Consider the following 21,682-nt stretch of genomic DNA (forward strand, 5'->3'; position numbering starts at 1 on the left):
ATCGTCGATGCTGCTCGTAGCCAACCGGGGTGAGATCGCGTTGCGTGTCGTCCGCACGGCCGGGGACCTCGGACTCGACACCGTCGCCGTCCACGCCGCGGACGACGCCGACGCTCCGCACGTCCGCGCCGCCACGCGAGCCGAGGCCCTGCCGGGGTCCGGTCCCTCGGTCTATCTCGACCCCGGGGCGATCGTCGGTGTCGCCCGGGCGACCGGGTGCACGCTGGTGCATCCCGGTTACGGATTCCTCAGCGAGAACGCCGCCTTCGCGCAGGCCTGTGCGGACGCCGGGCTCACCTTCGTCGGGCCGTCCCCGGAAGCACTGCGTGTCCTCGGCGACAAGCGGGCCGCCCGCTCGGTGGCGGAGGAACTCGGCATCCCGGTGACCGCTGCCGTCGAGGCGACGGATCCGGAGTCCGTGCGGGCCTTCCTGCGCGACCATCCGGGCGGGATCGTCGTCAAGGCACTGTCGGGTGGTGGCGGTCGCGGCATGCGCGTGGTCCGCGATGCCGCCGATCTCGACGAGGCGCTCCGGCTCGCCGCCGCCGAAGCGCACGCCGCTTTCGACGACGACCGGCTGTACGCCGAGGCGCTCGTCGAGCGTGCCCGGCACGTCGAGGTGCAGGTCGTGGCTGCCGAGTCGGGGTCGGGTACCCGCGCCGTCGCGTTGGGCGACCGCGACTGCAGCGTGCAGCGCCGGCACCAGAAACTCGTGGAGATCGCACCCGCGCCCGACCTGCCCGACGCCCTGCGGGAGGCGCTGCACGGCGCGGCCGTCCGGCTGATCGGGAACGTCGGATGCCACGGGCTGTCCACCGTCGAATTCCTCGTCCACGATGCCGGTTTTGTGTTTCTCGAGGTCAACCCCCGGATCCAGGTGGAACACACCGTCACCGAGGAGGTGACGGGCGTCGATCTCGTCGCGACCCAGATCGCGATCGCTCGTGGGGCCGGATTCGACGAACTCGGCCTCCCCGCAGGAATCACCTTCGACGGCAACGGGATCGACGGCCGTCCTGCGGTGGCGCAGGGCATCGCGGTGCAGGTGCGCGTCAACGCCGAGACACCGCGCGCCGACGGCATCGCCCTGCCCACCGCCGGGACGCTCACCGCGTTCACGCCTCCCAGCGGACCGGGCATCCGCGTCGACACCCACGGCCGACCCGGCCTCGAGGTGACCGGACGTTACGACTCCCTGCTCGCCAAGGTCGTCGCGTACGTGCGCTCCGGCGACCGCGCGGCCGTGCTGCGCAAGGCGTCGACGGCACTCGGCGAGTTCGTCGTCGACGGTGTGGACACCAACCGCGATCTCCTGCAGAAGATCCTGGACGACAAGGAGTTCCGGTCCGGCAACGTCCACACCACGTGGCTGGGGGAGCGGCTCCCGGATTTCGTCGACACCGCCACGACCGCGCCGGTGGAGTACACGGATCTGCGCGCCGACGAACACGCGGTGCACGCCGAGATGGTCGGCACGGTCGTGGAGGTCGCCCGCGCAGGCGACACCCTTCCGGCCGGTGCGCCGCTCGCCGTGCTCGATGCGATGAAGATGCAGCACGAGATCCGGGCACTCGGCAGCGCCGTGGTCGAACGTGTGCTCGTCGAGCCGGGCCGCACCGTCGACCCGGGCACGGTGCTCGCGGTGGTCCGCGTGCTCGACGCGGACACCGCGACGAACGACATCGCCGCGGTCGACCTCGACGCCGACCGTGCCGACCTCGACGAGATCCGCCGCAGGCACGAGACCACCACCGACGCGGCGCGGCCCGAGGTCGTGGCGAAGCGGCACGGGCGGGGCCGGCGCACTGCGCGCGAGAACATCGCCGACCTCGTCGACGGCGGCAGCTTCGTCGAATACGGGCCGCTCGTCCTCGCTGCGCAGCGCGGCCGCCGCAGCGAGGAGGACCTGATCGCGAACACTCCCGCGGACGGACTCGTCGGCGGCACCGCCCGGATCGGAGGGGCCGAGGTGGTCGTGATGTCCTATGACTACACCGTCCTCGCAGGTACCCAGGGCCGCAACAACCACCGCAAGACCGATCGGCTGCTCGAACTCGCCGCCCGGCGGCGGGTGCCGCTCGTGCTGTTCGCCGAGGGTGGTGGCGGGCGACCCGGGGACGTCGACGCCGGTTCCGGTGCGGGCCTCGACCTGCCCACCTTCCGCTCGATGGCGTCGCTGCGCGGACGCGTGCCCACCGTCGCGGTCGTCTCCGGCCGCTGCTTCGCGGGCAACGCCGCGCTCGCCGGGGTGTGCGACGTGCTCATCGCGACCCCCGACGCCAACATCGGCATGGGCGGCCCCGCGATGATCGAGGGCGGAGGACTCGGCGTGCACCGCCCCGAGGACATCGGGCCGATCGACGTGCAACGCCGCAACGGCGTCGTGCACGTCGCGGCGCGCGACGAGGCGCACGCCGTGGACGTCGCCCGGCGATATCTCGCGTACTTCACCGCGCCGCACGAGGACCGGCAGGCACCAGACCCGCGTCTCGCGCGACATGTGGTGCCGGAGAACCGTTTCCGCGCCTACGACGTGCGGTCGGCGATCGACGCGATCGCCGACCTCGGATCGGTGCTCGAACTGCGCCCGGACTACGGCGTCGGCATCGTCACCGCCCTGATGCGCGTCGAAGGCGCCTCCTACGGCGTGCTCGCCAACAGCAGCGCCCACCTCGGTGGGGCGATCGATGCCGAGGCCGCCGACAAGGCCGCGGACTTCCTGGAACTGTGCGAATCGCACCGGCTGCCCGTGGTGAGTCTTTGCGACACACCGGGATTCATGGTCGGACCGGAATCGGAGAAGGACGCCACCGTGCGCCGCTTCGGGCGCTTCTTCGTCGCCGGCGCACGCCTGACGGTCCCGTTCGGCATGATCATCCTCCGCAAGGGCTACGGCCTCGGCGCGATGGCGATGGCCGGCGGATCTTTCCACGCACCCGAATTCACCGTCGCGTGGCCGACGGGGGAGATCGGCGGAATGGGACTCGAAGGGGCCGTGCGTCTCGGATTCCGCAAGGAACTCGACGCCGCGGAGACACCCCGCGAGCGCGAGGAGTTGTTCGGCCGGCTCGTCGCCCTCGCCTACCAGCAGGGCAAGGCCCTGCAGGCGGCGACGAGCTTCGAACTCGACGACGTCATCGCCCCCGCCGACAGCCGCGCCTGGATCGAGCGACTGGTGCAACCGCGGTGAAGCCGGGTATGCGACAGCCATGGTGACCTATCCCGGCGCACAGGAGTACGTACCCGACAGCCGCGACCTCGCCGAACTCGCCGCCGCGTCCGCGGGATGCCGGGGATGCGATCTCTACAAGGCCGCCGAGCGGACGGTCTTCGGGGCAGGGGTGCGCGACGCACGCATGCTCTTCGTCGGCGAACAACCGGGCAACGAGGAGGACCTCGCGGGAGAACCGTTCGTCGGGCCCGCGGGGCACCTGTTCGACAAGGCCCTCGAACGCGCGGGCATCGATCGCGGGACGGTGTACGTGACCAACGCCGTCAAGCATTTCCGCTTCGACCGGTCCGCCAACGGCCGCAGACGCATCCACAAGAAACCGTCGGGTGGGCAGGTCGCGGCGTGCCGGCCGTGGCTCGAGGCCGAACTCGACGCCGTCCGCCCCGACGTGGTGGTGTGCCTCGGAGCCACGGCCGCGCAGTCGCTGCTCGGTAAGGACTTCAAGCTCACACAGCACCGCGGGGAGGTCCTGCACCTGCCCGAGGAGCTGTGCGGGTCGTGCGATCCGGCGGTGGTCGTCACCGTGCACCCGTCGGCGGTGTTGCGGGCGAAATCGCAGCGCGACGACATGTTCCGCTCGTTCGTGCAGGACCTGGAACGAGCGGCCACGTTGTGACGGCTCAGCCGGTGGTCGCCAATCCGGCCGCGAGCCCGAGCGCCACCGACATCGCGCACACCTCGAGGACGGCGTTGCGCAGCGACTCCTCCTCCGGGAGACGGTGGGACGCGGCAGCGGGGAGCCAGTTGCGCCGCCAGTTCCACGCGAGCCCCAGCAGGGCGCACAGCACGATTGCCTTCGCGAGCACGACGCGTCCGTAGCCGGTGCCCAGCAGTGCGGAGCCCGAGCCGAGCCGTACCGCCGCGTCGACCACGCCCGTGATCACCAACGCCACCACGCACCGCAGGGCCAGCTGCGAGTAGCGCGGCAGCAGTTCCGCCCACGCTCCGCGGCCCCGCACGGTGACGGCCAGCGCCACGAGCACCCCGAACCACACCGCGGCCGCGAGCACATGCACGGCGTTGAACAGCGACCCCAGCGGTTGCTGCGCCATGTGGCCGGTGACTGGCCGGGCGATCAACGCGAGCGCCGCGGCGACGAGCACCGGCAGGGTGGACCACGCCGCCGACCGGCGGTACGCCACAGCGGCGACGACGACGATCGCGGCGATGCACACCCACGCCGCCGCATCCACGCGTCCCGTGGTGGTGCCGACGAACTGCCCGAACCGCCCCACATCCAGGTCCGCGGCGGGAACATCGGCCGCGGTGGACGCGGCCCAGGCGAGGTCGATGCTCGCGAGCACGAGCCAGACACCGCCGAGCGTGGCGATCGTCCGCCACAGCGTGTCGGAGGAAACCGCGGGACGGCGTTGCCGCTGCACCATCACGGCCAGGACCGCGAGTCCGAGCACGGTCGAGCCGGCACACAGCTCGATCGCCCGCACCGAACTCGAGGGGGCGGGCAGGGCGAGGGAACCGGCCACGGCGATGCCCGCGACGGTTCCGAAGGCAACGCCGGCAGCGGCCACGACGAGCCACTGCCGGCGTTCCGGGATCATGCGGGTCAGGCCTTCGGCTTGCGCAGCGCGAAGGCGAGACCTGCGGCGACCACGACGACACCTGCGACGACGAACCACCACACGGCAGGTCCGCTGCTGTCGCTCTCGCCCGACTCCGCGCCGGTCTCGCCGGTCGCGGTGTCACCGGACGCCGCTTCACCGGGCGTGCCGGTCCCCTCCTGGGTGAGCGTGAAGGTGCGGGTTCCGCTGACGGGATGTCCGTCGGCGGAGGTCACCCGGTAGGCGATCGTGTACTCGCCCACGGGGCCGAGACCGTCTAGTTCGACGGATGCGTTCGCACCTTCGATGATCGGGTCGCTCTTCGACCACAGGTTGCCGTCCGGCCCGACGACGGTCAGAGCCGCGAACTGCTCCTGCAGGTTCTCGTTGAACGTCACGGTCACCCGATCGGGTGCCTCGGCGATCTGCTCGCCGTCCTCGGGCGAGCTCGACAGCACCACCGAGTGGGCGGCTGCGGAACCGACGGACAGGGTCAGCGCCGCGATCAACGCGGTGAGGAGAACGAGGATGCGCTTCATGCCCGCCGCCCCCGGATCACGGCGCCGAGGCCGAGTGCGGCGCCGAGCGCACCGAGCACCAGGCCGATACCGCCGAGCCACCGCGCGGTGCTGTCGGTGGTGTCCTCCGACGCGCCGGCGGTCTGCTCGGTCTCGGTGGCGTGCGCGTCACCACTGCCGCCGTGCCCGTCGCCGCTGCTCGCCGCGAGGGTCAGGCTGGGGGCAGGACGTTCGGGTTCCCCGTCGCCGGTCGTGATCTCGTCCCACGCCACGACCTCGCCGTCGCTGTAGGTCTGGATCGCGGGGAAGGCGATCTCGTCCTCCTCGGGCAGCGGCCCGACGGACAGGACGAACTGCTGGAACTGTCCCGGCCCGACCTGCACGTCCGGTTCGGCGGTCCACGTCACGGAGGTCGCGAGCTGCGACTCGGGATCCTTCTCGACGGTCGCCGTCCAGCCGGGCAGCGGCTCGGTGCGCGCCGAGCGCAGCCCCGGAAGCTCGACGGTGAGGGCGGTCGTGCCGGCGGTCTCGGACTCGGTGGGGACCCGGAAGGTCAGGACGGTGTAACCGCCCTGCTCGGCTCCGGGTGCGACGACGGTGACGTGGGCCGAAGCGATGCCGGCGCCCGCGACCATCAGCGCAGCGGTTGCTGTCGCGCCCACGAGGGCGCGACGGGAGAACTCGAACATGTATGGGTCTTTCTCGTGGTTGGAGGATCGATCGTCACAGCGCAGCCGTGGCGAGCGGTGGTCCTCTCCGCGAGATGGCCGGGGGTGCACGCCCCCACACGAGCCGGTCGGTCGACGAGGTCGGGGCGAGCACGGCGGGCGCGGCGACCCGGGGGCCGCGCAGCAGCACGACCCGCAGCGCGGTGCCGCACGCCGCGTACACGTGGGCCGCGGCGGTGAGCAGCACCGCGCACACGGCGACGGCGAGCATGTGGGCGCCCAGCATGGACACCGACAGGTGTTCGTGACCGGGCACCAGCACGGTGAGCGCGACGTGCGTGGCCGCCTGCCCACCGGCGAGGAGCACGAGCGGGGACAGCGACGGCTGGTGCGCGCCGAGGATCCCGACGATCGCCGCGACCGCGACCAGCAGTACCGCGACCGGTCCCGTCGGCACACCACCGCCGGCGGCGCCGTGGGCGGCCACCGCCAGCACCGCGGTGGCGATGCCCGCGGTGGTGCCGAGAACGGTCGGATACCTGGTCACTGTCGGTCGTGCTCGTTCCTGATGTGCAGGCCGCGTCAGCGCACGCCGAGGCGCGCGAGCAGATCCGCTTCGATGCCGTCGAGTTCCGACGAGATCGCCGCGTGTGCCGACTTCCGGCGCGCGGCCGGCATCTGCTCGGCCGTCTGCACGGCGGCGGTCAGATCGGTGAGGCGTTCGCGGGTCGCGGTGGCGAACTTCTGCGTCTCCGCGTCCTTGGGGTTGCGCTGCTCGACCTTCGCGAGCGACTGCTCCGCACCCGCGATGCGGGCACTGAGCCGGGCACCGTGACCGGTGAACGAACCCAGTTCCTCGATCGGCACCCCGAGCTGCTGCGCGCGACGCGAGTCGAGCTGACCGCGCAGCGCCGTCACGGCCTGGTAGACGATCGGGACGAGCACCGGCGCGAGCAGACGCGCGACGCCGAGATAACGGCGCACCTTCGCCGCGGTGAGCCCCTGGTTCTCGGCGGCCTTCTTCTGTGCCTTGAGGGTCGCGATCTGTTCCTTCTCGACCTTGGCTTGCGACCTCGCGAGTTCCTGGTCGAGCTTGACCTGCGACTTCGCGAGTTTCTTGTCGATCTTCGCCTTGGCCTTCGCTGCCCGCCGGTCGTTCTCGAGCCGATTCTTCGCGACCAGTCTGGCCTCGATCTTCGCCTTGGTCCTCAGCGCCTTCGCTTCCGCCCTGCGAGTCGCGCGACGCTTCCGTGTGAACAACCCCATCGAACAGCACCCTCCATTCGGTACGACACGACGCTCCGGCGCCCCGCGTCAGCCTAACGTGACGGTGCTGCTGCGAGCCGTCGCCTGTGCAGGGAATACCCTGGAATGTCGTGGACGCAACCGGAGAACTACCGCGGCCCCGACGCGGAGTGTCACAGCGCACAGCCGTCTCCCTCGAGGCCGCTGCGCTGACGAGGTGCCGCCACCGGGTCTATCTCGACGCCACCTTCCCCGACGAACTCGCAGATGCACCCGAGAATCCGGGTGCGCGGCAACGCCAGGAGGCGGCGGCTGCGCATCGCGAGGCGATCCGCCAGACGCTGTTCGACGCCGACCCGGACGGGTGGGTGCTCGTCGCCCCCGAAGGACCGATGTCGCAGCGCGCCGAGCGCACACTCGACGCGTGCCGCGCGGGCGCCGACCGCATCTGGGGTGCGGTGCTGCCGAGCGAACCCGACACCGGACGCCGCGGCCGCTCGGAGATCCTGCTGCGCGACGCCGAACACGGCGGCTACATCCCGGTGATCGTCGTCAACCACAAGGTCACCGATCCCGGACACGGCGCGCTCACCACCGATCTGTTCGCGTGGGCACCCGCTGTCGACGAGACCCGCAAGGTGCGCAGTCAGGTGCGCGACCAGATGCGCCTCGCGCACCTGTACCGGATGCTCGAACGTCACGGACTTGCGAGCCCCGCGAAGGTCGCCGGCGCGATCGGCTACGGCGGCGACTGCATCCTCGTGCACGATCTCGACCAGATCCTCGACGACTACGACGCCCGCCTGGCGGACCGACTCGAGATCGCGCGGGGTCTCACTCCGACGGCGCCGTCGCAGATCGGCGAGTGCAAGACCTGCCCGTGGTGGGACCGCTGCCGCGCCGAACTCACCGTCACCCGGGATGTGTCGCTCGTCGCGCCGGGGCAACGTGCCGCCGTGCTGCGCGAACTCGAGGTGCACACCATCGACGGCCTCGCCCGGTGGGAGGGCGGGGAACCGGAAGCGTGGCCGCAGGGTTCGTTCGAGGACGCGATCGTCACGGCGCGGGCGTGGATCGCCGGTGCGCCGCTCGTGCGTCGCTACCGGCACGTGCACGTCCACCGCGCCGACGTCGAGGTCGACATCGACATGGAGAGCTACCACGAGCACGGCGCCTATCTGTGGGGCACGCTGCTCAATTCGAGATCGTCCTCCGAGTACATCCCGTTCGCGACGTGGGAGCCCGTGCCGACCGACGACGAGGCACGCTCGTTCGCCGAGTTCTGGCGCTGGCTGTCGGACCAGCGGCGCGCGGCCGAACGTCGCGGGAAGACTTTTGCGGCCTACTGCTATTCGCGGTCGGCGGAGGACAAGTGGTTGCTGTCGTCGGCGCGGCGGTTCCACGGCTTCCCGGGTGTGCCGGAGCTCGCGGAGGTCAAGGCGTTCATCGGTTCGGACGAGTGGGTCGACATCTTCCAGGCCGTCACCGACCAGTTCGTGTGTCCGAACGGCAAGGGGCTGAAGAAGATCGCACCGATCGCGGGGCATCACTGGCGTGACGCCGAGGCCGGGGGTGAGGCGTCGATGAGCTGGTACCGCGAGGCCGTGGGCATGGCGGGCGAGCCCGATCCGGCGCAGCGTGTGCGGTTGCTCGAGTACAACGAGGACGACGTGATCGCCACGAAGGTCCTGCGCGAGTGGATGAGTGATCGTGCGGTGCTCGACATCCCGTTCGTCGAGGACCTGTAGCGCAGAGCATGCCACGTGCGTGGTTCCGGTGGCCTCGGCCACCGGAACCACGCACGGGAGATCAGACCAGTGCGGCAAGAGCGAAGGCCGCCAGGGCGATGAGGACACCGCCGGTGAGGGTCTGGACACGACGGTCGACGACGCACATCGCCGACAGGAAGCCGGGCATCGAACCCCCGCGGTGGGTGTGCAGGATGGCCAGTACGCTCGGCATGCAGCGGCCGAGGCTGACGGTTGCGAACATCGCGGCGCCGAGCACCGGCGAACCCGAGGCGATCACGCCGAGGACCAGCAGGTAGTACGCGCTGGACCGGATGAAGATCATGAAGCCGGGGCCGATGAGCGCACCGAACAGCAGCGACACCTTCCACGGCGCCATCGTGCGCCGCAGGTGGCGGGGGAGCTGCTGACGCCGCATGGGCGTCGGCAGGGTGATCATGCCCAGCTCGTGCAGGCCGTAACCGAGCGCGATCACGCCCCAGGCCGCGAGCATCCACGCCCACGGCACCGAGCCGGTCACGAGCGCGCCGAGCGCACCGAAGAGCGCGCCGGTGGGGATGCCCGTCGCGAGCGATCCGAGGGTGTGCCAGCCGAGCCGGCGGATCGGGGTCGACGACCCACGGCGTCCCGGCTGCTTCGGTGCGGCGACCACGCCGGCCACCGACATACCGCAGGTCGACCAGTTGGCGGCCAGTGCGGTCACCGCGCCGGTGGCGATCACCGCGGCGGTCATGGCCGTCGGGGTCGAGGCGGCCGCGACGAGACCGGCGGCGGCGCCGACCACCGCGGCACCGGCGATCAGGCCGCCGCGGGTCTTCTTCGCGACGGCGCTCTCGAGCGTCGGGCGTATCTCCGGTACGTCGACTCCGAGGGGCGGGTGAGCCAGAGGCTCACGCACGAGTGTTTCTGTCATCGGGATGCTCCTTTGCTGTGGTGCTTACGGATACGACCGGACGGCGGACGGCGTTGTCCGTCACCCGGTCACGGTGACGGTTCCGGTCATGTACCGGTGGACCGAGCAGTGGTACTCGTAGACGCCCGGCGTCGTGAAGGTGTGCTCGAAGCTCCCCTCGGGGATGATGCCGCTGTCGAACTCGCCCTCCGATCCGACGTGGTGCAGGACCCCGCCGTCGTCGAACGTCCACCGGACGGTGCCGCCCACCGGTACGGTCACGTCCACCGGCGCGAAGTGCACGTCGCGCACGACGATCTCCGCGTCCGGCCCGGTGGGGGAGCCGGCACACCAGGTCGCGGCCAGCATCACGAACGCGGCCACCCCCCACCGGATCCGCATCATTCGACGATGATCGTGCCGACCATCGCGGGGTGCGGCGTGCAGTGGTAGGTGAACGTGCCGGCCTCGTCGAAGGTGTACTCGTAGGTGCCCTCGGTGAGCAGTTCGCTCTTCAGGTCACCTTCGAGCGGTCCGTCGCCCGCCACATCGTGCGGCAGTCCCGAGTCGTCGAAGTGCCACTGCACGGTCTGGCCCTTTTCGATGGTGACCGATGCGGGGCTGTACGACATGTTGGAGACCTCGATGACGACCGCGGGTTCGTCGGCGTCCGCACTGCCGCATCCGGTCAGCAGTCCCATCGCGAGTGTCGTGCCCGCGACCGCGGAAAGAAACTTCTTCATATCTCGTCCTCACCGGATGTACCGCAGATTCGCGGTCATTCCTGCCTCGAAGTGATAGGCGTTGTGACAGTGGAACATCCACTCGCCCGGATTGTCCGCGTCGAACTCGATGGCGAGTTCGGTCCCCGGAAGCACGTTGACGGTGTCGCGTCGCAGACCGCCGTAACCCGGTACGGCGAAGGTGTGGCCGTGGGTGTGCATGGGATGCCACATCGGCGACGAGTTGACCATCGTGATCCGGATCCGTTCCCCCTCCTTCATCACCAGTCGGCCGGCGTCGGGGCCGGCCATGCCCCACACGTAGCGGTCGCCGGCCTGGATCAGCTCGACGCGGTAGTCGCGGTCGACGTCCCGCTTCTCGAGCAGTACCGATTCGGCGGGCCGCAGTTCGCTCTCGGTTACGAGTCGCCCGTTCAGCTCCGGAATGTCGTATCCCACATCGGGGTTCGACATCGGCACCGCGTCGTGGGACCGCAGCACGGTCGACGCGTAGCCGTCGCGCCCCTCGACCTTCGCCACGATCGGCCACGCACCGGAACGCACCGTGACGAGCACGTCCACCCGCTGCGCCATGCCGAGGATCACGGTGTCAGCGGTCGTCGGCTGCACGTCGAAGCCGTCCACGGCGACGATGGTCAGTTCGTGACCGGCCACGGCGAAACGGTAGGGCGTCTCCGCGGCCGCGTTGACGACCCGTAGACGCAACCGTTGCCCCGCAGCGGCTTCCACCACGGCGGGATCGTTCGGCGGACGCCCGTTGATCAGGTGCAGCGGGTACGCGATGTGCTGGGTCATGCCGCCGAGCGGGACGGAGTCCCCGTGGCCCGCCGACGTGATCTGTTGCGCCACCGAGGCATCGGCGTCCGTGTACTCGGCCGGCCCCGAGCCGTGCCCGGCATGACCGTGCCCGGCGACCTGCGGGTTGAGCGCGGCCAGGACCGCGTCGGGGGTGGTGCCCAGACCGTCGACCCAGTCGTCGAGCACGAGCACCGCGTCGGCGTCCGCGCCGGTGGCGTCGTTCGGGTCCTCGATGATCATAGCCCCGAACAGACCACGGTCGGCCTGCAGTCCGCTGTGCGAGTGGTACCAGTAGGTGCCCGGATCGGGTGCGACGAAGTCGTATTCGAACCGGCCACCGTCGGCGCCGATCGGTTCCTGCGTGACCGGAGCCGCACCGTCCATGTCGTTGCGGATCCGGATGCCGTGCCAGTGCAGCGTGGTCTCCTGCGGAAGCCCGTTGTCCACCGACACCCGCACCCGGTCGCCCTTCGACAACCGCAGCTCGGGTGCGACGGCGGCCCCCCCCTAGGTCCACGTGTTCACGATCCGCCCACCGAGGTCCACGGCGCCCACCCCCGCAGCGAGCGCGAAGGCTGCCGTCGCTCCCGAGGTGGCGCGGGCCGCCTCGGCCGCGGCCACCTCGGGATCGGTGGGACGGATGTAGTCGAGCTCGGTGGCCACCGCCTGCTGTCCGGACGTACCGGAGCTGCAGGCGGTGGCACCGAACCCGAGCGCGCCGAGCCCCACCGCCCCGACACCGAGGGTGCCCAGGCGGAGGAAGCGTCGGCGAGCGAGCACGAGCCCGGAACCGGGTCGTGTCATCGGATCACCTGCGGGGTCAGGAGCGAACGGATGTCGTCGACGGTTCCGGTGACCTCGGCGGCACTGACCTCGGTGCCGTCGCTCGCCGAGACACCGACGATGCGCTGGGCCGACTCGCCGTCGACCTCGGGGCCCGAACCGACCACATACAGGATCGATCCGTCCACGGAGAAGGCCATGGACGCGATGTCCGTCATCCCCAGTGCCGCGAGATCGAGGGTGCGGATCGGAGCGAGGCCGGTCGCGTCGAACAGCTCGATCGTGACGATGTCGCCACCGCGCGCGGAGTGCGGATGGATCTCGCTGTCGGTGTACTCGATCGCGATCCGGTCGCCGGTGTTGTTGATGGCGTTCTCCGCGAAGCGGCCGCCGTCCTGTCCGGCGTTCCCGATGGGAGCGACTGGATCCTCCGGCAGACCGTTCGAGAAGTCGAAGACGAAGACGTCGCCGGTCGCGCCGACGAGCAGTGCCTTCTTCGCGTCCGCGGCCCAGGTCACCTTGCGGTTGCTGACGAAGTCGTCGGGCAGCACCTTCGTGCGCGCCGTCTCGGTGGGGACACCGGCATCGTCGATGGAGATCTGGATCAGCTCGCGGGTGTCCTCGCACACGCTGTAGAGCTTGTGGTCGACGAGCCAGGTGAACGGACCGCACCCGATGATCTGCAGCGCGCCGCTCTCCTTGCCGGCCTCGAGATCGACGACGCGGACGCCGTACAGGCCGTCGTCCCACGTCACGAAGTACTTCCCGTCCGAGGTGACGGCACTGGACCCGGGACGCGAGTGCGCGCGGGCGTAGTCGGGCAGTTCGATCTCGTCCGGCTCGAGCAGGTCGCCCGAGTAGGTGGTGACGGTGAAGTCGGCCTGGCCGCGCGACCCGCGCGGCCGCCACACTTCGGCGGCGAGAACCGCTGGGTCCGAGGAACTCTCGCCGACGAACCCGTGGATGACCGGATCCCAGATGCCGGGACCCACGACGATGCGACTGCCCGCGACACCGGTGACCGGGTCGAGGACGTTCACACCGATCTCGAGCCCGCCCGGAGTCCGGAGGACCGCAAGCAGGTCGTTCTCGCTCGCGGGCTGGATCTCCGAGACATGCACGGGTTCCGGGATGGTGTCGCCGATCTCCTGATCGTCGTGACCGAGGGAGATGCCCTCACCGGGAGTGGTGTAGGGGACGGTCGGGTAGGTGACCTCGCCCGCCGCGGAGGAGGAGTCGTCGTCGCTCGAGCACGCCGCGAGGGACAGTGCGAGAGCGAGCGGGACGGTCGCGGCGACCGCCCGTTGGGTGCGCTTCATGATCCGGCGCCCACCTTCGGTCGTGCGGCGGGACGGGTCTGGCAGTCCTCACCGATGATCGGTGCCATCGTGCAGGTGTACGACTGGGATTCGTCGGACACGCACCAGATGATCTCCTGGTCGAAGCTGCCCGAGACCGGGTTGTACATGATGGCCTGCATGTCGGGTTCACCGCAGAAGGCGTTCGAGCACGACGGTGCACCACAGCAGTCGTAGTAGGCGATCAGGTAGGTCTTACCGGTGTCGGGATGCGTGCAGCATCCAACCCAGAACTCCGCTCCGGGACGGCTTCCCGGCGCACAGGTGGTGACACCGCCGCCGTTGCAGGCCGCGCACGAGGTGCCGTCCATGTTGCACCAGCGCCAGTACTCGCACTCGGCGGGGTCCTTGCCGTCGTAGACCGGAACGAGCGGTTCGGGTTCGGCGGGGGGCGGAGCCGGCGGCTCCTGCGCCAGCGCAGTGCGGGTGACGGGCAGCGAACTGATCAGTGCCACACCGGAAACACCCATGGTCCACCGGCCGATCTTGCTGATCACCGAACGGCGGGAGACCCGCTCGGACATCCTGCGGCCGGTGCGGCCGATGAAGGATCCGCCGCGGCCGGCCATCCATTCGGCTTGTTCCTTGACGGTGGCTTCGTCCACCGGATATCGGTTCTCGTGCATCTCCGGTTCACCGGATGAGGGTCTGAGGTCCAACGACGTACTCCGATCTCGAGAAGGGGATGAGATTCCGCCCGTACCGACGGGGCGGTCGGCGCTCGCAGATCACAGACCGGCTGCGGCGCGAGTCTTGGCTGCCTCGTGCAGGTGCTGCAGCGAGGGCGTGCCGGATTCGAGTGCGTTGAGGAGGGATTCGACCTGCGCCATGTGGTTGCACAGGCCCTTGGCCTGGATCTTGCCGTGCTCGTCGAGGATCACGCCGTACGGAGTGGTGCCCACCTGGTAGGCGATGCCCACATCGCGGGCGTCGACGTAGCTGAGCTCGGCACCGATACCCGAACCGGCAAGGAAACTCTGGTGCTCCTCGGGCGTGCCGTCGGAGATGATGACGACCTCGAGGTCCTTCTCCGCCTTCGCCATAGCCTTGACGCCGGGCAGCAGGCTCTTGCAGGTCGAGCACGACGGCGCGGTGAACAGCAGCAGCTGCGCCTTGTCGCGGTGGCCACCGACGCCGACCTCGCGGCCGAGGTGGTCCTGCAGGCCGCGGAAGCTCGGAGCGACCTGATCGATCTTCGGGCCGGTGTCCATCATCCGGGCGCCGAGGGGGCCGAGACGCACCTGCACGCGCCCGATCTCGCGGGCGAGGGCGAGCAGCATGAGGAACAGTGCCGCGACGGCGACGGCCAGCACGATGACCGCGATCAGCAGGAAGGTGTTCACAGATTTCTCCGTTCGGATGTGTCAGTACCGCGAGAGGGTCGAGGCGGCACGAAGTTCGATCGAGGCCTTCGTCAGGTGGTCGTCGACCGGGCGTCGGCCCGGATGCACGATCGACCGCAACTGCACCGCGGTGACGACCACGACCAGCACCAGTGCGGCGAGCGCGACGGCGAGGAGGTGCTCGGCGAGCGACGGTGCGCCGGCGGGAACGAGGGCCAGGGCTGCGGAGACGAGCACGAACGCACCGGCCCGCACCGCGTGGAACCACCCGATCCGCGGGATGTCATGGGAACCGAATGCGAAACAGCCGCAGTCGAGGTCACGACGGCCTCGGAGAAGGTTGATCGTCAGGCCGCCGAAGAAGCACAGGAACAGCAGTGCGGCGCCTGCGGCCGCCCATCGTCCGGCGATGCCGGTGATGAGCGCGGCACCGAGGACGATCTCGGCCCACGGCAGCGCGAACGACACCGCGTCCTCGAGCGGCGCAGGCAGCAGCTTGTACCCGCGCACCGTGCGCAGCAGACCCTGGCGGTCCCGGGTCTTGGGGATGCCGGCGAGCAACAGCGTGCCTCCGACGATCGATGCGATCAGCACCCACAGCATGTGTGCGACCACTCCTTCCGTTTCGCTTCGGGACCTCGTCGAGGTCCCGGCGGATCCCTCGCAGGTGGGGATGGACACATCCTGCTGCGGTCTCGAGTCGGGCGTGCGACGCCGGAGAAACGAACGGGGACACCCTGAACGAGAACGCGAGCCTTCGAATTCAGGGACGTCGGGGCTCGGCGACGTGGGGTTTTGCGTTCGCCCGAGTCCGCGCGGAAGGCGGTGGCGTGATGCACCTCGCATCGCCTCTGCGAGCGGATTCCCACTTGGACGGCACGTCGTGTTCGCGCAGGTAATGCGGCTGTAACAGAACGGGGTTAGCGTCCGGACGAATCCAGTGAAAGGACCACGGCCGTGACGTCAGCACTCCGGGCGGCGATCGTCCGCGCGCAGGACGCGGAACCCACCGGGGATCACGTGCGCTCACCCCTGCATGCGCTCGGCCGCCGGCAGTTGTCCCAGCTCGATCTGATCGGGCAGTCGCTGTCGACGATCGCTCCCGCAACCGGAATGGTGTTCATCGCCCTGTGGATGACCGTGAGCGCTCCGGGACTCGGGGGTGTGCTCACCATCGCCGCGACGACCGGCGTCGTCGTGCTGGTCGCATGGTGCATCACGCAGTTCACGCGACGCCTGGCCGCGGCGGGTTCGCTCTACAGTTTCGTCTTCCAGGGACTCGGTACGCGCGCGGCGCTCGTGACGGGCACGGCGCTCATCGTCGGATATCTCGGCATCTCGATCTCCGTGCTGGCCCAGGGAGCACGCACAGTATTGGATCTCGGTGAGCTTGTGGGACTGAATCTTCCGGGGACGGGACCGTGGCTGGTGACGGCGGCGGTGCTCGGTGGGGTCGTCGCCCTGATCGCGATCCGCGGCGTGCGGTTCGCGACCCGCGCGATCCTGCTCGTCGAAACGTGTTCGCTGGTACTGATCGTCGCGACGATGCTGGTCGCGCCGGCGGGCGGGACGACGACAAGCGAACTGCCGGTCTCACCGCTGAGCCTGCTGCCCTTCCTGGCGCTCATGACCGTCCTGTCCATGGCCGGATTCGAGAGCGCGGCGTTCTTCGGACCCGAGGCCCGTCGGCCGCTCGTCACGGTCAGCCGGACGGTGCTGATCACCCCTCTCGTCGTCGGGGCGCTGTTCGTCTTCACGGCCGTCGCCTCGCTGACCGGGCGTGGATCGCTCATCATCGGAGCGTATTTCGACGGTGTCGACTCCGGTGCGTCGTGGGCGGTCGTGCTCGCCGTGAAGACGGGCATGGCGTGCTCGTGGTTCGCGTCGACACTCGGCTGCGCACAGGCAGGCTCGAGGCTCCTGTACTCGATGGGTGTCGAACGGGTGCTGCCGTCCGCTCTGGCCCGCGTACACGGCACCCTGCGCACCCCCTACCTCGCGGTGACGACGTTCGTCGCGGTGAGCGTCGCGGGTGCCGTCCTGTACACCCTGGTGGCGGAAGCGGATTCGTCCGTCTTCGACGGTGTCGTCGAGGTCGCGCTGGTCGCGGCGTACACGCTGGTCGCGGTGGCATCCCTGCGGTTCCTGCACCGCATCGGTGAGGACACCACGTGGACGCGGGTCGCGGCGGTGTTCGTCGCGTTGCTCGGTGGTGGTCTGCTGGTGGCCACGGCCGTCGACGGGGTCACGCACTCGCTGCTCGTCGTGCCGGTGGCGCTCGTCGCGCTCCTGGTGTCGGGACCCGTCTGGCGCGCGGTGCTGCGCCGGCTCCGCCCGCAGAGCCTCGCGACGATCGGAGCCTTCGACACCGTCGAGACCTCGGATCTGCTGCCGGGTGCGGGGACACTGGTCCTCGACGAGCACGGGCGGCCGCGGATCGTCACGGGGGGCACACAGGAGGAGCGGATGTGACCGCCCACGTGCCGATCCGGTCCTCCGAGACTACTTTCGGAGGACGACAACCCCACGCCGTGCAGAAGGCGCTGGGGATGCTCGAGGCCGTCGCACAGCTCGGTCCCGGCACCACCGCCAAGGAGATCGCCGCGTTCGCCGGAGTGCCTCCCGCCACCGCTTACCGGATGCTGAACCTGCTCGTCGCGGACGGCTATCTCGTGCGTGTCCCCGACCTGTCGGGTTTCGCGCTCGGTCGTCGCACCGCCGAACTCGCCCAGGCCGCAGCGGAATCCACCCCGTCCGAGTCGCTCCACGACGTGATGGAGGACCTGCGGGGGTGCACGCGTTTCGGATTGCACGTCGCGTCCTTCGCCGGGAGCCGGCTCCGCTTCGTCGACCAGGATCCGGACCACGAGATCGTCGCCATCACCACGCTGTCGAAGTCGTTGCACGCCAATGCCATCGGCAAGCTGATGCTGGCACACGTGCCGGGGGCGGCTCCGGATGCCGAGTTTCGCCGGCTCACCGAGTTCACGATGTGCGACCGCGAGTCGCTGGCGCGGGAGCTGCGCGAGATCGTCTCGTCCGGTTACGCGAAGGAGTGCCAGGAGACCCGGCTGGGCCGGGCGGCGCTGGCCGTCCCGATCCGCGACTCGTCGTCCTTCGTCGTCGGCGGCCTGTACCTGCACGGGTCGGCCGCGAAGGTACAGCCGGATCCCGATCTGGTGAGATTCCTCGTCGACGGCTCCGCCAGGCTCACAGGCCTGCTCTGAGCCGGATCAGGGCGTCCACCACGGGCGCGCCGAACATCGGTGGATCGTTGTGTTCGAGACCGTCGAGCTCGACGCGCTCGTGCAGCTGCCGGGCGGCATCGGCGACCGCCGTGCTCTGGGCGGGCGGGACGATGCTGTCGGCGGTGCCGTAGACGACCGTGATCGGCACGTCGATGTGGCCGACGAGTTCGGCGACGGGGAACTCGTCCTTCAACAGTGCGGCGGGCACGAAGGGATAGTGGTGCCGGGCCACGGCGGCGAGATCGGTGAACGGCGAGCGCAGCAGCATCCCGGCGGGAGGTTCGTCGACGGCGAGCGCGGTGACCACGGCGCAGCCGAGGCTCTCCCCGAAGTACAGCACCCGGGCGGGGTCGACGTCGTCGCGTGAACGGAGATGCTCGAGGGCCGCGCGGGCGTCGGCGGCGAGCCCCTCCTCGGTGGGGGCGCCGGGATTGCCGCCGTACCCGCGGTAGTCGAACAGGAGCGTCGAGAACCCCGCCGCGGCGAGGTCGGCGGCGGTGTCGACGCGGCCGAGTCGGTTGCCGCCGTTACCGGGAGCGAGGAGAACCGTGAAGCCGGCTCCGGGGCCGTCGGGAGCGCGACCGGGCACGAACCAGGCGTCGAGCGCGAGACCGTCGGAGGTGGTGAGCACGACGTCCTCCGCACCGGGCAGGACGGTCGCGGCGGACGGGGGAGTGGAGCTGTCGGGCAGGTAGATCAGGCGTCGTTGCAGCGCCCACCCGGCGACGCCGACGAGCGCGACGACGAGCACCACGGCGAGAACGATCCGCATGGGTCCGGTCTAACGCATGTGCGCGTTCCCGGCAGCCGGAACTGCCGGAAACGCGCACGGAAGAGGCGGGGGTACCGGAGGAAGGGGTACCGCGGCGCCATGCGCAGCGCGCCGTCCATGCGGATGGTCTCACCGTTGAGGTAGTCGTGCTCGACGATCATCTGCGCGAGCTGCGCGTACTCGGCGGGCTGGGCGAGCCGCGACGGGAACGGCACACCGGCCTCGAGGCCCTTGCGGTACTCCTCGGTGACACCGGCGAGCATCGGGGTGTCCACGATGCCGGGGGCGATGGTGTTGACGCGGATGCCGAACTGCGCGAGGTCGCGTGCGGCGGGGACGGTCATGCCGTGCACGCCACCCTTCGACGCGGAGTACGCGATCTGACCGATCTGGCCCTCGAACGCCGCCACCGAGGCGGTGTTGATGACGACGCCGCGCTGACCCGACTCGTCGACCGTCTCGGTCTTGGAGATCGCGTCGGCCGCGAGGCGCATGACGTTGAAGGTGCCGAGCAGGTTGACGGTGATGACCGTGCGGAACAGCTCGAGGTCGTGCGGGCCGTTCTTCGACAGGATGCGGCCGGCCCAGCCGACACCGGCGCAGTTGACGACGATGCGCAGCGGAACACCCGACTCGACGATGCGGTCGACGGCGGCCTGCACCTCGTCGCCGCTGGTCACGTCGGTGGCGAGGAGCGTGACACCCGCGGGTGCGGCATCGCCGACGCGGTCGATGGACTGCTGCAGGTCGAGGCCGAAGACGGTGGCTCCGGCGTCGGCGAGACGGCGTGCGGTTGCGGCGCCGAGACCGGATGCGGCGCCGGTCACCAGTGCGGCGGATCCCTGAATCTCCACTGTTCGTATCTCCTGTCCCGAGCCGAGGGCTGCGTGAACCCGACGGGTTCGGGCTCGTTGGCACCGAGTCCGACTCCGTCGGGTTCTCTCACAGAGCCCTACGGCGTGTGAGTGTCGTTCGTCACGAACCCTAACCGGTCACGGCCGCGGGTTCCGCGGGGGTCGCGGTCCGGCGGCGCAGTGCGACGACTCCCATCGCCGCGGCGACGAGACACGCGATGGCACCGAGCAGCAATCCGGCCCGGCCACCCCACTGCTCGCAGACCCATCCGGCGATGGGACCGCCGATGGCCGTGGAGCCGAGGAAGGCGACCGACCACAGGGCCATCACCCGTCCGCGCATCGTCGGCGCGGAGGCGAGTTGCAGCGAACTGTTGGTGGTGGACGTGAACGTCACGCTCAGTGCGCCCACGATCACCATGAGCACGATGAGCGTGGTCAGGTTCGGGGCCGCGGCGGCGACCGCCATGGCGATGCCGAACGCGAGGGAGGTGAGGATCAGCGGCCGGGTTCCGGTGCGACCCCAGGTGGCGACGGCGAGGCCCCCCACCACCGATCCGGCGCCCATCGCGGCGGTGAGGAAGCCGTAGGCCCCGGCACCGGCAGCGAAGGTGTGGTCGGCCAAGACCGGCAGAACCACCTGGAACTCGAAGGCCAGACATCCGACGAGCGCCATCATCGACAGCGGGACGGCCAGGTCGGGCGTGCTGCGGACGTAGGCGAAACCCTCACGCAGCTGTCCCTTCGCGAGGGCGGCGGCGGGGGAGCGCTGGAGCCGGGAGACGTCGAGTCGCAGCAAGGAGGTGACGACGGCAACGAAGCTCGCGGCGTTGAGCAGGAAGCACACGCCGAGTCCGCCCGCGGCGATGACCAGGCCGGCGACGGCCGGGCCGATCATGCGGGAGCACGAGGCGAGGACCGACTGCAGGCTCACGGCGTTCCGCAGATCCTCCGGACCGACCAGTTCGAGCATGAACGACTGTCGGGCGGGGTTCTCGAAGCACTGGTTGAGGCCGAGCGCGACCGCCAGGACGTAGACGTGCCACAGGGCGATCGTGTCGGTGACGACGAGCAGCCCCAGGATCAGGGCCTGCACACCCATGAGGGTCTGCAACCCGATCATGAGCCGGCGTTTGTCGGAGCGGTCGGCGACCACGCCGCCGTAGGGGCCGAGCAGCAGCATCGGCACAGTCTGCAGTGCGAGCACGATGCCGATGGCGGTCGCGGAGCCGGTGAGCTGCAGGACGAGCCACGACTGCGCGACCGTCTGCATCCACGTGCCGATGAGCGAGACGGCCTGGCCGTTGATGTAGAGGCGGAAGTTGGGGCCGCGCAGGGCGGCGAAGGTCTGTCCTCTGATGTCGGCGAGCATTGTCACGGGCGACCCCTCCCGGCGGAGGGGCGCGGTGAATCGGCGACGCGCTGCGAGAGTGCCTCGAGGGCGGGCAGTGCGTCGTGCAGAGCTTCGAGGTGCCGGTCGCTCAGTTCGGTGAGGTGACGGGCGAACAGGGCGGTGCGGCGGTCGCGCAGTTCCGCCGAGAGTGCGGCACCGGCGGGAGTGATGTGGACGCGGACGACACGCTTGTCGTCGGTGTCGGGGGACCGGGTGAGCAACCCGGCGTCTTCGAGTTTGCCCACCATGCGCGAACACATGGTGGGGTTGAGCCCTTCGATCTCCGCGAGGTCGCGGACTCCGATCGTCTCGTGGCGGGCGACGGGCGTGAGGAGGGGCGACTGCGAACGCGTCAGCCCTTCCTCCGAGGCGAACATGCCCATGCGGCGGGAGATCCGTCCGATCGCGATACGCAGACGATGGACGTCTTCCGCGTCGAACGGAGGAGTTTCGGATCGAGGGGTGCTGTCCGTGAGTTCAGACATGGAACCACCTCCGAATTTATTTGCCTATCGGCAAGCATACTCC

Annotated in this window: 20 protein-coding genes and 2 pseudogenes; 5 read left to right on the forward strand and 17 right to left on the reverse strand. The window is 70.0% G+C overall.

Going from position 1 to position 21,682, the window contains the following annotated elements:
• Window positions 1-7 precede the first annotated feature (7 nt).
• The gene (locus IM25_RS07020) at window positions 8-3,190 is read left to right on the forward strand and encodes an acetyl-CoA carboxylase family protein (protein WP_065995903.1); all 3,183 of its coding nucleotides are present in this window, start codon (window positions 8-10) and stop codon (window positions 3,188-3,190) included.
• A gap of 19 nt (window positions 3,191-3,209) precedes the next feature.
• Window positions 3,210-3,848 (forward strand): UdgX family uracil-DNA binding protein, encoded by a 639-nt coding sequence (locus IM25_RS07025; protein WP_006553371.1) that lies wholly within the window; start codon window positions 3,210-3,212, stop codon window positions 3,846-3,848.
• 4 nt (window positions 3,849-3,852) lie between these two features.
• Here the strand turns inward: IM25_RS07025 and IM25_RS07030 are convergent, their stop codons facing one another.
• The 5 genes from IM25_RS07030 to IM25_RS07050 are packed head-to-tail and all read right to left on the reverse strand — an operon-like array spanning window position 3,853 to window position 7,243.
• Entirely contained in the window at window positions 3,853-4,791 is a 939-nt protein-coding gene (locus IM25_RS07030; RefSeq protein ID WP_065995904.1) for a copper resistance D family protein, read from the reverse strand.
• A gap of 5 nt (window positions 4,792-4,796) precedes the next feature.
• Window positions 4,797-5,330, reverse strand: a complete 534-nt coding sequence (locus tag IM25_RS07035) for a copper resistance CopC family protein (RefSeq protein WP_006553373.1) — start codon at window positions 5,328-5,330, stop codon at window positions 4,797-4,799.
• Window positions 5,327-5,998, reverse strand: coding sequence for a YcnI family copper-binding membrane protein (locus tag IM25_RS07040; protein ID WP_033097871.1), 672 nt, complete (start codon window positions 5,996-5,998; stop codon window positions 5,327-5,329). The genes IM25_RS07035 and IM25_RS07040 overlap by 4 nt, the downstream gene beginning before the upstream one ends.
• A gap of 34 nt (window positions 5,999-6,032) precedes the next feature.
• A complete protein-coding gene (locus tag IM25_RS07045) occupies window positions 6,033-6,524 on the reverse strand; it encodes a hypothetical protein (protein WP_024102630.1) in 492 nt (163 codons plus the stop codon).
• Window positions 6,525-6,559: 35 nt separating this feature from the next.
• Window positions 6,560-7,243, reverse strand: a complete 684-nt coding sequence (locus IM25_RS07050) for a DUF6474 family protein (RefSeq protein WP_024102631.1) — start codon at window positions 7,241-7,243, stop codon at window positions 6,560-6,562.
• A 149-nt stretch (window positions 7,244-7,392) separates the two neighbouring features.
• On the opposite strand from IM25_RS07050, the gene IM25_RS07055 reads away from it, so the two are divergent.
• On the forward strand, window positions 7,393-8,970 hold the full coding sequence (locus tag IM25_RS07055; protein ID WP_033097870.1) for a TM0106 family RecB-like putative nuclease: 1,578 nt from the start codon (window positions 7,393-7,395) through the stop codon (window positions 8,968-8,970).
• 61 nt (window positions 8,971-9,031) lie between these two features.
• Here the strand turns inward: IM25_RS07055 and IM25_RS07060 are convergent, their stop codons facing one another.
• From IM25_RS07060 to IM25_RS07095, 8 genes and pseudogenes are all read right to left on the reverse strand, one after another.
• Entirely contained in the window at window positions 9,032-9,883 is an 852-nt protein-coding gene (locus IM25_RS07060) for a hypothetical protein (protein ID WP_006553378.1), read from the reverse strand.
• 60 nt (window positions 9,884-9,943) lie between these two features.
• On the reverse strand, window positions 9,944-10,267 hold the full coding sequence (locus IM25_RS07065) for a cupredoxin domain-containing protein (protein WP_084294978.1): 324 nt from the start codon (window positions 10,265-10,267) through the stop codon (window positions 9,944-9,946).
• Window positions 10,264-10,605 carry a cupredoxin domain-containing protein gene (locus IM25_RS07070; RefSeq protein ID WP_006553380.1) on the reverse strand — a complete coding sequence of 114 codons (342 nt, stop codon included), beginning with the start codon at window positions 10,603-10,605 and terminating at the stop codon, window positions 10,264-10,266. Before IM25_RS07070 ends, IM25_RS07065 begins: the two co-directional genes overlap by 4 nt.
• Before the next feature lie 9 nt (window positions 10,606-10,614).
• A pseudogene (locus IM25_RS07075) lies at window positions 10,615-12,207 on the reverse strand (multicopper oxidase family protein).
• The gene (locus tag IM25_RS07080; RefSeq protein WP_006553382.1) at window positions 12,204-13,505 is read right to left on the reverse strand and encodes a hypothetical protein; all 1,302 of its coding nucleotides are present in this window, start codon (window positions 13,503-13,505) and stop codon (window positions 12,204-12,206) included. Before IM25_RS07080 ends, IM25_RS07075 begins: the two are co-directional and overlap by 4 nt.
• The gene (locus tag IM25_RS07085; RefSeq protein ID WP_065995905.1) at window positions 13,502-14,170 is read right to left on the reverse strand and encodes a methylamine dehydrogenase light chain; all 669 of its coding nucleotides are present in this window, start codon (window positions 14,168-14,170) and stop codon (window positions 13,502-13,504) included. The genes IM25_RS07080 and IM25_RS07085 overlap by 4 nt, the downstream gene beginning before the upstream one ends.
• Window positions 14,171-14,272: 102 nt before the next feature.
• The gene (locus IM25_RS07090; RefSeq protein WP_006553384.1) at window positions 14,273-14,887 is read right to left on the reverse strand and encodes a redoxin domain-containing protein; all 615 of its coding nucleotides are present in this window, start codon (window positions 14,885-14,887) and stop codon (window positions 14,273-14,275) included.
• Between the two features lie 21 nt (window positions 14,888-14,908).
• A complete protein-coding gene (locus IM25_RS07095) occupies window positions 14,909-15,490 on the reverse strand; it encodes a MauE/DoxX family redox-associated membrane protein (RefSeq protein ID WP_033097895.1) in 582 nt (193 codons plus the stop codon).
• Between the two features lie 354 nt (window positions 15,491-15,844).
• Between IM25_RS07095 and IM25_RS07100 the strand changes: the two genes are divergently transcribed.
• Window positions 15,845-17,359: an APC family permease gene (locus IM25_RS07100; protein WP_033097866.1), complete on the forward strand. Its 1,515-nt coding sequence runs from the start codon at window positions 15,845-15,847 to the stop codon at window positions 17,357-17,359.
• Window positions 17,356-18,114 carry an IclR family transcriptional regulator gene (locus IM25_RS07105; RefSeq protein WP_033097865.1) on the forward strand — a complete coding sequence of 253 codons (759 nt, stop codon included), beginning with the start codon at window positions 17,356-17,358 and terminating at the stop codon, window positions 18,112-18,114. The genes IM25_RS07100 and IM25_RS07105 overlap by 4 nt, the downstream gene beginning before the upstream one ends.
• On the opposite strand, the gene IM25_RS07110 is transcribed toward IM25_RS07105, so the two are convergent.
• The 4 genes and pseudogenes from IM25_RS07110 to IM25_RS07125 form a co-directional block, all read right to left on the reverse strand.
• Window positions 18,098-18,907 carry an alpha/beta hydrolase gene (locus IM25_RS07110; RefSeq protein ID WP_033097864.1) on the reverse strand — a complete coding sequence of 270 codons (810 nt, stop codon included), beginning with the start codon at window positions 18,905-18,907 and terminating at the stop codon, window positions 18,098-18,100. The two genes, IM25_RS07105 and IM25_RS07110, sit on opposite strands and share 17 nt — an antisense overlap.
• Window positions 18,908-18,996: 89 nt before the next feature.
• Window positions 18,997-19,761 (reverse strand): annotated as a pseudogene (locus IM25_RS07115) (SDR family NAD(P)-dependent oxidoreductase); the annotation flags it as partial.
• A gap of 130 nt (window positions 19,762-19,891) precedes the next feature.
• The gene (locus tag IM25_RS07120) at window positions 19,892-21,139 is read right to left on the reverse strand and encodes an MFS transporter (protein WP_198162543.1); all 1,248 of its coding nucleotides are present in this window, start codon (window positions 21,137-21,139) and stop codon (window positions 19,892-19,894) included.
• Window positions 21,136-21,639, reverse strand: coding sequence for a MarR family winged helix-turn-helix transcriptional regulator (locus IM25_RS07125; protein ID WP_198162544.1), 504 nt, complete (start codon window positions 21,637-21,639; stop codon window positions 21,136-21,138). Before IM25_RS07125 ends, IM25_RS07120 begins: the two co-directional genes overlap by 4 nt.
• Between the last annotated feature and the right edge of the window lie 43 nt (window positions 21,640-21,682).

Source organism: Rhodococcus sp. p52, from assembly GCF_000763325.2.
Lineage (GTDB): Bacteria > Actinomycetota > Actinomycetes > Mycobacteriales > Mycobacteriaceae > Rhodococcus > Rhodococcus pyridinivorans.